The 15,401-nt window shown below is 41.3% G+C and carries 15 protein-coding genes and 1 pseudogene; all 16 read left to right on the top strand.

Annotated features, from left to right (window positions below):
* The first annotated feature begins 327 nt into the window (after window positions 1-327).
* The 16 genes and pseudogenes from L6773_RS06520 to L6773_RS06440 all read left to right on the top strand — a co-directional run bounded on the left by L6773_RS06520 (window position 328) and on the right by L6773_RS06440 (window position 15,316).
* Window positions 328-630 carry a hypothetical protein gene (locus tag L6773_RS06520; protein ID WP_237853062.1) on the top strand — a complete coding sequence of 101 codons (303 nt, stop codon included), beginning with the start codon at window positions 328-330 and terminating at the stop codon, window positions 628-630.
* Between the two features lie 309 nt (window positions 631-939).
* A complete protein-coding gene (locus L6773_RS06515) occupies window positions 940-2,028 on the top strand; it encodes a 6-bladed beta-propeller (protein WP_237853061.1) in 1,089 nt (362 codons plus the stop codon).
* Between the two features lie 22 nt (window positions 2,029-2,050).
* Window positions 2,051-2,398 (top strand): cysteine peptidase family C39 domain-containing protein, encoded by a 348-nt coding sequence (locus tag L6773_RS21710; RefSeq protein ID WP_369431411.1) that lies wholly within the window; start codon window positions 2,051-2,053, stop codon window positions 2,396-2,398.
* Window positions 2,399-2,993: 595 nt separating this feature from the next.
* Window positions 2,994-3,311: a hypothetical protein gene (locus L6773_RS06505; protein WP_237853059.1), complete on the top strand. Its 318-nt coding sequence runs from the start codon at window positions 2,994-2,996 to the stop codon at window positions 3,309-3,311.
* 175 nt (window positions 3,312-3,486) lie between these two features.
* Window positions 3,487-4,776 carry a 6-bladed beta-propeller gene (locus tag L6773_RS06500; protein WP_237853058.1) on the top strand — a complete coding sequence of 430 codons (1,290 nt, stop codon included), beginning with the start codon at window positions 3,487-3,489 and terminating at the stop codon, window positions 4,774-4,776.
* Between the two features lie 23 nt (window positions 4,777-4,799).
* A complete protein-coding gene (locus tag L6773_RS06495) occupies window positions 4,800-5,651 on the top strand; it encodes a DUF6625 family protein (protein ID WP_369431408.1) in 852 nt (283 codons plus the stop codon).
* Between the two features lie 21 nt (window positions 5,652-5,672).
* A pseudogene (locus L6773_RS06485) lies at window positions 5,673-7,937 on the top strand (peptidase domain-containing ABC transporter).
* A 236-nt stretch (window positions 7,938-8,173) separates the two neighbouring features.
* Window positions 8,174-9,508, top strand: coding sequence for an HlyD family secretion protein (locus tag L6773_RS06480; RefSeq protein WP_237853054.1), 1,335 nt, complete (start codon window positions 8,174-8,176; stop codon window positions 9,506-9,508).
* 68 nt (window positions 9,509-9,576) lie between these two features.
* The gene (locus L6773_RS06475) at window positions 9,577-10,572 is read left to right on the top strand and encodes a lanthionine synthetase LanC family protein (RefSeq protein ID WP_237853053.1); all 996 of its coding nucleotides are present in this window, start codon (window positions 9,577-9,579) and stop codon (window positions 10,570-10,572) included.
* Between the two features lie 212 nt (window positions 10,573-10,784).
* Window positions 10,785-11,585, top strand: coding sequence for a galactosyltransferase-related protein (locus L6773_RS06470; protein WP_237853052.1), 801 nt, complete (start codon window positions 10,785-10,787; stop codon window positions 11,583-11,585).
* Window positions 11,561-12,346: a galactosyltransferase-related protein gene (locus tag L6773_RS06465; RefSeq protein ID WP_237853051.1), complete on the top strand. Its 786-nt coding sequence runs from the start codon at window positions 11,561-11,563 to the stop codon at window positions 12,344-12,346. Before L6773_RS06470 ends, L6773_RS06465 begins: the two co-directional genes overlap by 25 nt.
* 191 nt (window positions 12,347-12,537) lie before the next feature.
* Window positions 12,538-12,792 carry a hypothetical protein gene (locus L6773_RS06460; protein WP_237853050.1) on the top strand — a complete coding sequence of 85 codons (255 nt, stop codon included), beginning with the start codon at window positions 12,538-12,540 and terminating at the stop codon, window positions 12,790-12,792.
* A 54-nt stretch (window positions 12,793-12,846) separates the two neighbouring features.
* Window positions 12,847-13,965 carry a 6-bladed beta-propeller gene (locus L6773_RS06455; RefSeq protein ID WP_237853049.1) on the top strand — a complete coding sequence of 373 codons (1,119 nt, stop codon included), beginning with the start codon at window positions 12,847-12,849 and terminating at the stop codon, window positions 13,963-13,965.
* Window positions 13,966-14,017: 52 nt separating this feature from the next.
* On the top strand, window positions 14,018-14,275 hold the full coding sequence (locus L6773_RS06450) for a response regulator transcription factor (RefSeq protein WP_369431470.1): 258 nt from the start codon (window positions 14,018-14,020) through the stop codon (window positions 14,273-14,275).
* An 88-nt stretch (window positions 14,276-14,363) separates the two neighbouring features.
* On the top strand, window positions 14,364-14,993 hold the full coding sequence (locus L6773_RS06445) for a hypothetical protein (RefSeq protein WP_237853047.1): 630 nt from the start codon (window positions 14,364-14,366) through the stop codon (window positions 14,991-14,993).
* A gap of 20 nt (window positions 14,994-15,013) precedes the next feature.
* A complete protein-coding gene (locus tag L6773_RS06440; protein ID WP_237853046.1) occupies window positions 15,014-15,316 on the top strand; it encodes a hypothetical protein in 303 nt (100 codons plus the stop codon).
* Window positions 15,317-15,401 lie beyond the last annotated feature (85 nt).

The following is a 15,401-nucleotide window of genomic DNA, read 5'->3' as shown; positions in this document are numbered from 1 at the left end:
TATGAAGCTTACATGCAAACCCCTAAAATAATAGGGGTGCGATTATGCTTTTCGTTTGTTAAGCTTCATTCAGGCCACATGATGTTATAGAAATCATACTTTTGCAATGAAGCGAAGTTGGAGAAGTACAACCTATACGCGCAGAGAGTTAAACCTTCAGTCTTCTAAACAGCAGTGGCCGGGAGAGATAAAAAAACAGTTTGCCTGGTGAGCGTGCTATAAAGTGGATGTCAGTAAGGCAAAAAGGTTCAAACGACTTGTACCCGTCTGTGTAATTAGGAGTAGACAAAACAAGTTTCAAGTAAAATTAAAACAAAGGAGATAAAGATGAAGCGTAAAAAGATCAATATTGGCGCAATCAGTTCAGCCCTTAGCCGCTCAGAAATGAAGGAGATTATGGCGGGTTCAGGTGACATTGGAGGCGGTGGCGATGGTACTGGCGGTTGTGGTTGTGGAACTGCACCAGGATGCATATATAGTGGTTGTTCTACTGCTAGTTATTTTTATAATTGTTTGAATGCCGCTTGTATGGCTGAGTGTAATACTCCTTCATGTCAGATGGAATGTGTACAACAAGTAAACCAATTATGGGCGCAGGCAATAGCACAGTGCGGTATAAACTATGGATAAACTAAAGATTAATAAAACAAATGGGTATTATCTTAGCTGTTTAGCGACCTGACAGGAAGCAAAAAGAACGGTACTCTGTCAGGTTGTTTGATTCAATCCGCTAAACATCTACGTATTATCTAATACCCTTTTTGTTTTTCAAGCTATGTAATGCAATACTTGCGATATTCCCAAATATTATTATTGAGCATACTATCATGTCTATACCTTATTCAATGCTCCAATAATTCTGGATCAGAAAAAGCAGAACATATTCAGGAGCTTGACAGCCTCACGGTATATCCGGCCGACTCGGAACCGGCCTATGAGGTGGATCTTGTCCAAGAGCAGTCTTTTGGTGGGGGAAATGATCCGAGAGAACCCTATTTGATAACTATTACCAGTTGTGCAGTGGATGACAATGACCGGGTGATTATCAGGGGACAGAATAACGATTTTAAAACCGAGCTTCATGTCTATAATCCCGACGGGTCGTACCGCATGCAAATTGGCCGATCCGGAAGAGGACCCGGTGAATACGAATTCGTATCAAACAACTTTCAAATCAATGCAGGCAGAGTTTTTCTGCAGGACCAATCAACCAAACGTCTTAGTTTTTTTTCCGCCGATGATTACTCATTTGAAAAAACAACAAACCTTCAAGATTGGAACGTCAGAGATCTTGAGGCGGTCCGGGACATGAAATTGAGCGATTTCCGAGCCAGAAGTGACGGCAATCTGTTGGCCATATTCAGTGGCCTACCGACCGGTTCCGGCAGAACCGCGAATACAAAATTCATGCTGGTTGACACGGAGGGAAATGTTTTAAACCCTGAGCCGCTGATAGAATTGCCATCCCCATTTTACATTGTAAATGAGAATCGGGGCAATACATTGTTACCGTTGCGTATGCAGTTGTCACTTATGGGGCGATCTTTATATGTTTTATCTCATGATAATGCGATATATACGGTCTCCCAGACCGAAGACTTTTTGATCAAGAAATATGATGCGGAGGGCATCTACCAATTCGCAATTTATTACCCGGTAATGGGCCCCCCGTTTGATGTAGATTCTGTTCGGTTGCCTGGAGGTCATTCCCAACTCGCCATCAAAAATGCATTGGAGGAGGCTGATGTGGAGATTCCGGAAACGGCCCCGGTTTTACACAATATGAGAATCGATGACGAAAACAGAATTTGGGTGACCGTTGCAGTAGACACGGAGACAAGCGAGTGGTGGATGCTCGGAGAATCAGGAGAGCTTCTTGCAAAGATTATCGCCCCCGAAAATGAAGCGATCTGCGATATTCAAAACGGGTACCTTTATACAAAATCTTTTGATTCAAAGGGCAGCGATGATCCGGAAGGCTGGGAAAGCAAAGTTGTCAAATACAGCATCAATCTGACCGAACGATAACTTCATAAAGGTCTATTTCGATATGATCAAGTTTCTCTATTATCGCCAACATGACGCTATGGACTGCGGGTCCACTTGCTTCCACATGGTCGCAAAGCATTATGGACGCAGCTACAAGATGGAGATCCTGCTGGGCCGCAGCGGGATCAACCGTGAGGGGATATCGCTGCTGAGTATCAGCGAGGTGGCCGAGAACATCGGTTTCCGGACCATCAGAGCTAAACTGAAGTGGGAGCAACTGGTAAGGCAGGTCCCGCCGACCATCACCATGGCCGCTTGGCCGGTCAATGTGAGCTTGGCCATTTGGCTGCAAACCGGCAGCGGGAACAACGGAGATCGGGCTACAGCACATTATGAGATACAAGATTGAGATGAAACTGTTAAAAAATGAATTTAAAATGATGCAATTCATTGTAAAAGTAAACGATTTAAGATGGTTCTGTTGTATCGGTTAATAAATAGTGTGCATAAATGAACCCATCTAAAAATAACAGAGGTAAAAGTATAACCCTCCTGATTTGTTTCTTTGGAAAACTCCCCTGGTATTTCCACTATTTTGCACATACCTGTAAATACAACCCCACTGTATATTTTACTTAAAACCAATGATCGATCAGATTAACCCCAAAAGCTGAGGTTTTAGTGAAAGTGAAGGTAGCAGAATGGTTTGCCTACCATGTAATAAGAAGCTTACGTGCAAACCCCTAAAATAATAGGGGTGCGATTATGCTTTTTGTTTGTTAAGATTTCCTCAGACCAAATGTTGTTTTAGAAATGTAATTTTTCTAATTAAGACAGGATGGAAAAGCTCACTCTCAAAATACATATAGTATGAAAGCAGAGTGTTTGGTGAACAACTCTAAAGCGAGTTCAATGGTTCGGGGGGCAAAAGATCTTGTCCCGCCTATATAATCATAACTGTGGTAGAACAAGTTGCCAGTTAAACCAAAACAAAGGAGAAAAAGATGAATCGAAAAAAGATCGATATTGGTGCAATTAGTACAACCCTCAACCGCTCAGAAATGAGGGAGATAATGGCTGGATCAGGATGTGGTGATAATGCAACGACTGACACTGTTATCTGTCAGGTGCAGGATTACGATCCGTTGCAAGGAGGGTTTGGGTATTGTGTTTATCAAGCATGTTCTTGTGCACATGCCAATGGTACATCTCCAATGACGGTCTGCCAGCAAACACTAGCTACTGCTGGTTCTAACTGTCCGGGTGGCGTATTGGTTTCTGCATCTTGGGGTACTTCTACAGACTGTTCTTGTTGTGTGTAATGTATTCTGGAAAATTGGAATTTGTCAAGAAAACCATAATGGTGTCAGGTATGTTAAGGGCAAGGATTCAGATTTGAATTCATAACCTGCAGAACCTGACACCTTTACTTGGTATTTCAGTGTTGATAAGTCAGAAGCCCGATTCGACCTATTTCATTTTAAAAAAGAAATATATATGCGATTTGAATTTATCAATTCTAACAAAATATGGCTGCTCATCCCGCTTGTACTATTTTTAGGCTGTCAACAAGTGGAAGATGAACTTCCTAAACATTGGCGAGAGCTTGAAAATTTGACGGTATATACACCGGATGACAATCCTACTTTGGATATTCAATTTTCCAGGGCAACAAGTTTTGGTCTCTCGGATGAGGTATTAATCGGGAGGATTGGAGGATTAGCGGTAGCGGACGATGGACGTATATTTATTGGGGACGCTGCCGAATTTGTGGTTCATGTATATTCTCCGGACGGCAGCTATGTGACCAGTATTGGGCGAGAGGGGAGAGGCCCCGGTGAATTTATCAGTCCGCCAAACCCTGTCAGCGTGAAATCCAACCGTTTGTATATCCATGACGTTATGCAGTTCCGGGTCAGTGTCTATTCAACGGATACATTTGAACTACTGCGAACCATAGATCTGAATGTGAAAAACCAGGAAGATATTGAGGAATTGGAGGGTTTTTATGTCAAGTCAATATACTTTATTAACGATACGAAGTTTCTTGCCGCTTTTGGCATTCAAAATCCGATTCCTGTAAAATCTTCCTCTGAGCTGGAAGAGAGACAAATTACAAAATACTATCTAACCGACGATGAAGGTCGTATTTTACCGGATAAAATTTTTGAACTGTGTGGTATTGGTATCACGTTAACCGCCACTGTGAATGGAGAGTTCAGGGCATTGGCACTTCCACTGGCAGGCCACCCAATGAACCTGATTACCTTTTCAAGGGATGTAAAGCAAATTTATCATTCACCCAGTTCACAGGAGTTTTTGATTAAGGTATATGAACCTGGCGGCAGATATGTGCGGGCATTTTATTACCCGGTAAAAAAGAGACCATTTTCAAGGAAAGACGCTTTACGTCTGATTAAGGCCAAGGTTAGTACATATCAAAATTTACTTGGGAGAGAGGTAGATGAACAAGTTATCGATTACTGGACAAGTGTTGTACAGAATGCCCCAGGTAGTGATTTTCCGGTAACCTGGCCGATACTGAAATCCATGAGAACACTTGTTGAAAACCAGTTGTGGGTATCAACGTTTACTGAGAATCTTGAAGAAGACCAGTACTGGATACTCGATGAATCCGGAAAGCTGTTGGCTCGTTTTTTGTGGCCGCGGGACAAATTAATCGCACTGGTGAAAAACGGCTACTTGTACACTCAAGAAACAGATACTGAAACCGGCCTCCCATACATTACAAAGTATCGGATTGAGATGAAAGAGTTAGAAATGTAAGTCCAATCCTATTTATAAAACCGATGTTTTCTGATCCAATTGAACATAAAAAGAAAATAGCAATCCTGATTTGTTTTTTTGGAAAACTCCCGTGGTATTTCAACTATTTTGTTCATACTTGCAAGTTTAATTCTACAATCGATTTTTTCATTATCACTGACGACCAAAGTTGGTCATCCTCTTTGCCGGAAAATGTTAGACTGATCCATCAAGAGATGAATGAGATTAACCGTAAAGCTACCCAAAAGCTGGGATTTGCAACCAACATCGGGGAAGCATATAAACTTTGCGATTTTAAACCGGCTTACGGATATCTCTTCCCTGAACTTGTTGAAGGGTATGATTTCTGGGGTCACGGAGATATTGACGTTATTTTTGGAGACATTCGGCAGTTTATTACGGACGAAGTGCTGGAAAACCATGAATTAGTGAACGTCCGGCACGATTTTATATCAGGCTATTTCCTTCTTCTCGAAAATAACGAAAAGATGAATACTCTTTTCATGAGGAGTAAAGACTACAGAAAGGTTCTCAGCAGCTCCATTCATTACTGTTTTGATGAAACCAATTTTCAGTGGGGAGAATTTACGGATCTGAATACATATCCAAAAAGAAAACATGAAGTAGAAAGTATGATGCATTTGGTTAAGAGACTTGAGAAAAATAATGAGTTAAAAACCTATTTCGATTTTCATGTGATAGAAGGGCTCCCCGGCAGGCTGAAGTGGGAAAAAGGCAAGTTGTTTTACAAGAATGCCTATGAAATCATGCTATATCATATGATCTATTTTAAAAAGGTTTTTAAGCCCAAAAATGTTCCTGATCCTCTTCCGGATGTATTTTCAATCAGCCCCACAAGAATTTATCATCATTAAGAGCAAGCCGATATTTTTCGAATAAAGCCATTTCCCTTTTTTAAACAATACGATGCGATGGACTGCGGCCCCACTTGCCTGCGGATGGTGGCAAAGCATTATGGCCGCCGTTATTCCATGGATTCCCTGCGGCAAAAAAGTGGCATTAATCGGGAGGGGGTATCCCTGTTAGGTATCAGTGAAGCGGCCGAAGAGATTGGCTTTCGAAGCATCGGTGTGAAGTTAACCTGGGAGCAGTTGAGAGATGAAGCGAAACTGCCGTGTATAGTCTTCTGGAATCAGGTTCATTTTATTGTGGTCTACCGGATCAAAAAGGATAAGGTGTATATCTCCGATCCGGCAAAAGGGAAGACTGCATTTACCAAAGAGGAATTCTTAGAAGGATGGTTGAATAGCAGCGGCCCTCAAGAAAATGGTGAATCATGGACCGGGAATGATATCCTTTCAAATCTCCCTTCCCGCCAGCGGTCGGACTCCGTACTAAGGGGGACGGGTATCGCTCTGCTGTTAGAACCTTAGCCGAAGTTTTATGACTTAGAAGGGAAAACCGGAAACCGGTTGAGTTTTGGGATTTTGGTCCAGTATATCCTGCCCTATAAAAATTTACTCTTTCAACTCGCACTGGGGTTGCTGGCGGGAAGCATCCTGCAACTCATCTTTCCGTTTCTCACACAGGCGGTGGTCGATATCGGGATTCAAAACCGGGACCTGAACTTCATATACATTATCCTGCTGGCACAGATTATGCTGTTTATAGGACGGACGAGTGTGGAGTTTATCCGCTCATGGATCTTACTGCATATGAGCACCCGCATTAATATCTCCATTCTGTCCGATTTCCTGATCAAGCTGATGAAGCTGCCGATGCCGTTTTTCGACACCAAAAAGGTCGGTGACATTATGCAGCGGATGAGTGACCACGCCCGGATAGAGAGCTTCTTGACCAATCAATCCCTGACCACGCTGTTTTCCTTTGTGAATCTGTTGGTTTTTTCAGCAGTACTGGCATATTACAACATGATGATTTTTACTGTTTTTCTGGCTGCAAGCGTGTTGTATCTGATCTGGGTTGTTCTGTTTTTAAGAAAACGGCGTGAGCTGGATCACCGGCGGTTTGGTATCTCCTCGAATAATCAAAGCGTCGTGATTCAACTGATTCAGGGGATGCAGGAGATCAAACTAAACAACTGCGAGAAATCCAAGCGATGGGAGTGGGAAAGGGTGCAGGCCAATCTGTTCCGCTACCGTATAAAAAACCTGGCCCTGGAGCAGTACCAGCAGGGTGGCGCTTTCTTCATTAATGAAGGCAAAAATATTGGTATCACCTTTATTGCGGCCGTGGCTGTTGTGAATGGGCAGCTCACGTTGGGAGCGATGCTGGCTATCCAGTATATCATCGGTCAATTGAACAGTCCCACCGAACAATTAATCGGGTTCGTCCAGTCCACCCAGGATGCCATGATCAGTATGGAACGGCTGAATGAAGTGCATGAACATGAGAATGAGGAGCCGGCGGAAAAAATGTACATGATCAAATTGCCAGAGAAAAAAGACCTCACCCTGGAAAACCTCACCTTTACCTATCCGGGGGCCGGGAATGAGCCGGTCTTAAGAGATATTGATCTTTTGATACCGGAAGGAAAGATCACAGCTTTTGTGGGAATGAGCGGCGGGGGGAAAACCACCCTGTTAAAACTGTTGCTAAAATTTTATTCTCCCGATAAAGGCAAGATTCGGTTGGGAGGAAGAAATTTTGATCATATCAGCCCCAAGGCATGGCGTAAACAGTGCGGGGTGGTGATGCAGGACGGGTTTATTTTTTCCGACTCCATCGCACAGAATATCGCGATAGGAGAGGAGGTACCGGACCTGGAAAAACTGGAACACGCAGTGGATGTGGCCAACATCCGAAAGTTTATTGAATCACTGCCGTTGGGTTATAACACAAAAATCGGGGCGGAGGGAAACGGCATCAGCCAGGGACAGCGCCAGCGGATGTTAATTGCCCGGGCGGTATATAAAGATCCCGAATTCATTTTTTTTGATGAAGCCACCAACGCCCTGGATGCCAACAACGAACGGACAATCATGCAAAATATGCAGGAGTTTCTCCGAAAACGTACGGTTTTGGTGGTCGCACACCGGCTGAGTACCGTCAAAAATGCCGATAATATTGTGGTGTTGGAGGAAGGCCGGATTCTTGAACAAGGGACACACGGTGAACTTATTCAGAAGGAAGGAGAATATTTTGATTTGGTGAAGAATCAATTGGAATTAAGCTCGTAAAACGGCTTGCATAGTCCTCAGAAGCCTTGGCGCAGGAGGGCTGAGCCGTTCACTATAACGTACGCCGGACAGCTTGTCCGGCTCTTGTGAGCGTTGATGTACTTGTGGTATTTGTGTATGGCAGCAGCTTGATTAAGGTAATACTCTCCTTAGGAGACATTACTTGCAAAACATAAAACAAATAATTTTGTCATAATTCGGAGGTGCCGGACAGGCTGTCCGGCGTACATATGAACATGAACAACGATTCGTCAAACAACATACCACCCAAATCTGAACCCACCACCAACTGGTCCGAACTCGATGTTCGCAGTGAGGAGGTGCAGGAGATTATCGGCCGGCCGCCGCATTGGCTGATTCGCTGGGGGATTACCGCCTTTTTCGGTGTATTAGGGATGGTTCTTCTTTCAGCTTCCATCATCGAATATCCCGAAGTGATTCAAACCCCAATACGATTAACGGCGATTCATGCACCACAGACTTTAAAAGCACGCACTAATGGAAAAATAGTACGAATTATAGCACAAAATAACAGTCAAGTTATGGAAGGGGAGGTTTTGGGGTGGATGGAGAGCACGGCGAGCCATGAAGAAGTGATCCGGTTGTCGAATGAGGTGGACAGCATGCGAACCTGGTTGTTGGATGGTAAACTTTCTCGATTCCAGACTATGGAGAATGGTCTTACTCCATTTAGAAATCTGGGAGAGCTGCAAACGGCTTTCCAGAATTTTGAGCAATCCTACAGAGAGTTCAGAGATTTTTTACCCGGAGGATTTTATGAGCAGCAAAGGCAGATTTTAGAGCAGGAGTTGACGTATACACAACAACTTCTCGAAAAAATATATGAACAAAAACAGATTCAACAGAGAGATTTTGAGTTAGCCAATAGGGAGTATGAAATGCAAAAACAACTTGCAGAGAACGATTTCATAGCCCCTGTTGAACTGGCAAGGGCGGAGAGCGAGTTGTCAGCCCGCCGGCTGCCGCTTGAGCAGAGCGAATCGGCCATCATTAACAACCAACTATCGCAGACGGCAAAAGAAAAAGAGATCATTGAACTCGAAAAACGAATGGCGGAACAGCGCTCTGTTTTCCTGCAGGCAGTCAATATTATGAAAAGTGCAATTGATGAATGGAAACAGACCTATCTTCTCATAGCCCCTTTTGAGGGTGAGGTTGTGCACGCAGGTGTGATCCAGGAAAATCAGACTCTCTCAACAGGACAGGATCTGTTTTACATCCAGCCGGATAATACCCAATACTTTGGAGAGCTGATCGTTTCGCAGCGCTCCTTTGGAAAAATTGAAGAGGGCCAGCAGGTATTGGTCCGTTTTAGTGGATATCCTTACCACGAATTTGGTTCCGTCTATGGTCAGGTAGAATACTTTTCTGAATTTCCAGTCCAGGACAGCTTATTCTTTGCCAAAGTTCAGTTTCCTGACGGTCTCACCACCAGTTATGGGCAAGAAATACCACCACGAAATGGAATGACAGGTCAGGCAGAGATCATTACGCAGGATATGAGATTGCTTGAAAGAGTATATAATAACATGACAAAAGAGTTACGATGAACAAACCAGATGAAGTCCGGGACAAATTAGAGATCATCAATACCATATTGCTTCACGATGCTGACAAAATGAATAACAACGGTTTGTTAAATGGCAAGATGGGAATAAGTATATATTTTTTTCATCTTGCGAAGAATACATCTGATGGTAAGCACCAAGAGATTGCGGAAACTCTCATAGATGACGTATATCAAGAGGTAAGTAAAGGCCGTACGCCTCCGAACTTTGAAGACGGATTAGCTGGAATTGCCTGGGGGATAGAATATTTGGTCCAACAGGGCTTTGTGGAGGCTGAAACGGATGATGTCTTATCCGTTGTGGATGATAAAATATACCGTCACCTTGTATCGGCTGATGAGCTGCCCTCAGGAATATTAGAAGGTATCATGGGATATATCCTCTATATCTTATCGCGTTTAGAAGGAAAAGATATTCATGATGAAAGCACCGATAGCTTTATTTTTAAACGTTTGTTGATTGAATTGGTCAACCGGCTTGGTGATAACATTGAAAACAGAAAGTTTTCAACAGAGGAACCATTCTCATTTGATATTACTTGGGATCTTCCGATTTGTTTGATCTTGCTTGGTAAAATCAGAGTACTGAATATCTATAATGCTAAAATTGATAGAATTATAGATCATTTAACCCCTCTTGTGTTGTCTCTTTACCCGCGTCTATTAAGCAACCGATTATACTTGTTGTATAGCATTGAAGCACTATTGAAAGAAATTTCATTGGTTGATTGGAGAAAACATGCTGACCTTCTACAAGAGAATTTGCAGGTAGCGCATATCTTGCAAAATGAATTAAAAAATAAAAACCTTCTTTTTTTAAATGGAGTAACGGGTATTTCTTTGATAGCCCGCAGGATGTATCAAGTTGCCAGGGAGGAAAAATTTGTATTTAATCAAGAGGAGCTCATCAGAAAAATTACAGTTTCAGAATATTGGCAAGATTTGAAAAACGGGGATGTTCAAAGGAAAAGCTGGGGCTTGCTGTTCGGCCATGCCGGTATAGGATTGGAACTTCTGGAATTAACAAAAAAGGAGTTCATATCGTGATAGAGATCTTTGCAATATCGTCCCGCCAGGCTGTTAATCCTGCAATAGATGTATGAACAAACAATCCCCTCTGGGGATAAAAAAATTAGTTGATGATTATTGAGGAGGATAGGAATTATAAGGATGGCAAAAAAATCCTCCCCTTTTGAAGGGGAGAAATAAGACAGTTGTCGGTTAAAACCGAAAAACAGGTTATTTGATTAAGATTTTAGATGATGGATAACAGAGTAGATTTTAAAGATGTTACGTTTCTGATCCGCATAAAAGTGGATTCGATGGATCGGATCGAAAACTGTATGATGGTTATAGATTTTTTATCTGATCATTTTAAAACTAATATTCATGTCCTGGAGGTCAGAAATTATAAGAACAGGATATTGGAGAAGCTCCTTCCAAACGACGTGTTGGTCACTTGCATTGAGGATTATGATCCAGTATTTCATCAGACCAAATACCTAAATAGGATGGCTCAAAAGTGCCAAACTCCATACTTATCCATATGGGATGCTGATGTACTTGCACCTCCAGATCAAATGATTGAATCAGTTGAGCTGCTTCGAAAACAAGAGGTTGATTTTATAACTCCTTATAAAGCTGTTGCTTTGGACACTACAGAGTTACTTAGAGAGCTTTATCTTAAGAAAAGAGACATCCAGGTATTGCAAGAAAACCAAAACAAAATGATTCCAACTCGTTCTCCAAACCCTTCTGTCGGTGGTGCTTTTTTCGCAAACAAGGAAACATATTTTGAAGCCGGTATGGAAAATGAAAGATTTTATGGGTGGGGGGCTGAAGATGATGAGCGCATCATTCGGTGGGAATTATTAGGATACAGATACAAACGACTTGACGGTGTAATCTATCATTTAACGCATCAAAGAGGGAAAAACAGCACATTTTATACGAATAAAAAAGAAGAAATTGCCCGTTCAGAACTCTATAAAATTCTTGCAATGTCTAACCAGGAATTAGAAGAATATGTAAACAGATGGAATCACGAGAAACCAAATTAAATTTTAAGGACGTTACTTTCCTAATTCGTATCAGAGTTGATTCGATGGACCGCCTGGAAAATTTGCTAATGGTGGTTGATTACATGCGCTCTCATTTTGATACCCATATTGATGTTATGGAAACGGCAAAGCACAACAATCATATACTGGAAAAACTTCTTCAAGAAGAGATTACGTTAACATTCGAAGAGGACTACGATCCGATCTATCATTACACAAAGTATATGAATCAAATGGTTAAAAAATGTGATACAAAGTTTATTGCCGTTTGGGAGGCAGATGTCATTGTACCCATACAACAGATGGCTCAGTCTATAAGTTTGCTACGTAAAGATGAGGCCGATTTTGTATCGCCTTATAAAGAGAAAGCCTTTGATACGACGCACATCCTAAGGGAACTGTACTTTAAAACTCAAGACATCAATCTTCTCCAAGAGAATAAAGGAAAAATGATTGAAATGTATTCACCGAACCCGGTTGGTGGTGGGTTCCTTGCTAACAGAGAAAAATATATTGAAGCAGGGATGGAAAACGAAAAATTTTATGGTTGGGGAAGGGAGGATGGTGAAAGAATAAACAGGTGGAAAATTTTAGGATACCGATATAAACGAGTCAACGGGCCACTATTTCATCTAACCCATGAAAGAGGAATCAACAGTCAGTTTCATTCTCCCAAACAAGACGATATTAAAGCCTCCAAGGTTTTTCGGCTCTATGCGATGTCAAAAGAGGAGATGGTGGAGGAGATAGAAGGGTGGTGACAATTTTCTTTAGATATGAGTGTCTAAAGCATATAACCCCTAATATAATAGGGGTGCAGGTAAAATTTTATTTTAATATTCTATAAATAATCTGCAAATCTTAAAATAGAGTTTTGCAATTATTCACACTCCAGGTTTTACTTGAGGGATGAAGTATTGAACTAATTATCTAAATAAAACGGGGAAAAAGTATGAAAGATCTATTATCCGTAGGTCAAGTACTAAGTCGCAGTGATATGAAAGAGATTATGGCAGGTACAGCAGGATGTTATGAACAGTGCACCGATATTTGGATGGCTTGTACCGCTGCTGCACAATCAATAGGCTTGTTATCACCGGCAGGGCGTACTATGATTGAAGTGTGTGATGAACAAGCTGGTAATTGTTATGGAACTTGCCACCCTGAAGGCGGTGCAGGTATGCAATTATTTATGGATAGGTTATAAATTATGCCATTCTTATTTAAGCAAATAAGTCTTAGAAGGGTTAAACCTATACAAATGATGGTTTATATAGGTTTAACCTATTTTTTTCTTTCGTTGCTTGTCTCCTGTTCTTTTGAAATTCCTTCAAATAAGGAACAAGATGATCCTTATACAAATAATTTACTGAAGAATCTTACCGAAAAATCTATTACTCAAAATATAATATCATTACCAGAGGATATTGTACAACCAGTGATGATTGAAATTTTAAACAACAGGAAGAGTATTATTATAGCAGATAATGCAAAAAAAAAGCTCTTTTTTCTGGATGAAGACGGTGAGATTCTATCTGTAACCGGAAGATCTGGAAGAGGACCTGGCGAGTTTGAACTAATCACCGGCACACATATAGGTAATGATGATCACATGTACGTACATGATGCAATTTTAAAACGGATAACTGTTTATGCAGTTGAAAATAATGAACTAAGATTATTGGATACCATAGTTTATGAAACTCCGGAGTCGCATACGTTATACAATATTTTTATAAATAAACAAGGAATTTATGGTTTGTACAATGAATCAGAAGGATTTCATACACCCGAGAATCGATATATATTATATCAACTGGATAAAAATTTTAAGCCCATTGAGCAAAAACTGACTTTTCCAGGAGAGATACGAAAAGTGAGAAATACAGGTGATTTTTTATTATATGGCCCCCATGATTACAGCAATGATTACTTGTGGAGCCACAATGATAACATGTTCTATTATACCAACAATTACGAGGCGCTGATAAAAGGCTATCCTTTTCAAACCGAAGAGGATATTGTTATTTACGAAACAAACTTGCCTGTACGCCCTAATAACGATTATTACCTGGCTACCGCTGACAGTGCTTACAATTTTGATTCCAACAAAGATTATTGGGCATATCTGGAGAACCTTGAAACACTACCAGTACTTTCGGGAATTTGGACAGATAATACTCATATCATACTCAGCATTAGGCCGGCCCCCGGTGATGATATTGTCATGTTATGGCTGCACCAGGAAAAGAATGGAATGAGTTATTTTATGCTGCCAGCGGAAACAGGTGTAACAAGATACAAAGAGAACATATTATACAGTATCGTAGAGGAAAAAGATGGTAAACATTACCTGATTAAAACAATGTTTGAGTCTTGAAAGTTAGAATCATGAAAGATGCGAATAGTAACTCAACGGAGAAGAAGAATCGATCGAGTCGGAATCTAATCAGGCGACTAATAAATTCCATGTCTTACTTGAAGCATTAAAACTCTTGAGCCGCCGTGAGAGTGAGGTGCTGCAAAAGGTAGCAGAAGGGAAAACCAATCGTGAAATTGCGGAAGAGTTCTGCTTGAGTGTCCGAACCATTGAGAATACCCGCGCGCGAATTTGTAAAAAGCTGGATCTGAAAGGAAGAGGCAGCTTGAAGAAATGGACTGATACATACTATAAAGAGCAGATAGACTGACTACTCAAAATATTGAGTAAAATATTTTGTCCATTTTTTAATACACTTAATCACAACAGATAAAAAAATTCGCGAGTCCACGAAGATTGTGAGTACCAAAGTTAAATATCTCATTAGTGTTGTACTGATTCTTCTCGGGGTTGTGATGTTGGTTTTACTTCAACCTGCGGAGACTATAGAACCATCTGTGGAACTTCCCGACTCGGTTTCTTTATCTGTGCCTGTAGATCTACAGTTTTTAGGAGATAGGATGGAGGAATTGGTTATGAAGCAGAAGTCAAACGAGCCCAAAATTTTACCCTTGATGGTGGTTACAACAAAAATTTGTCCGCCCTGTGTGAATAATATGGATGATTATGCCAATCTTTTGAAAAACGATCCCCTGTTTTTTGAACCGACACTTGTATTTGTGGATGTTGAAAAAACTGCTGCGGAACGATTTGTTGCAACGACTGATCTGGATATTACCTTCAAATTGATTCGTTCGGAAGATGCAGTCTCTCTGTTTCTTGAAGCAGAACAAAATTTAATGTTTGTGGATCCCACGGAACAAGTTGTATTTCATGATATTGTAATCCCGAATGGGGTAACACAACTTGCATATAAGGAAGGAGAGCTTCATGAAACCGTAGAGCTATGGAAACGCAGGTTAGCAGAAAATACGGTTCGACATTCTCAAGATCTAAACGAAACGTTTCATACACCCAACAACCCTTAACAAAAAAAGGAGAAATCATCATGAAAGCAGAAGCAAAAAGAAGTAACCTTCTTGTATTATTATCAGTGGCATTCTTTTTATGTACGAGTGCATTCACTCTGATACCTGAGGCTAATAACGCAAATGCATCGACACAATCAATTTGCTGGACGTGTAGTTTAGGACCTGGCGGAGTACCAACAGGTTGTGCAATTGCTGAATTTTGTGGGATGACTACTTGTAATCCCTTAGGTGGCTGTGAATTAAGTGGTGTCCTCTGTGGCAGTGATTGTGGAGGTGGCGGTGACCCGGGAGAGCCTGGAGAAACAGAAGATCCCGGCTAACGGTGACATCAAGATTGAATAAATTATAAATAATCTATTAACCGGCACTTTACAGAATACTTGGTGCCGGTTTCTTCTATTCAGC

Origin of the sequence: Rhodohalobacter sulfatireducens (genome assembly GCF_022012475.1) — a bacterium.
Taxonomy (GTDB): Bacteria; Bacteroidota; Rhodothermia; order Balneolales; family Balneolaceae; genus Rhodohalobacter; species Rhodohalobacter sulfatireducens.
The sequence above is the reverse complement of the archived record's forward strand: the minus strand, read 5'-3'. Positions and strand labels throughout refer to the sequence as shown.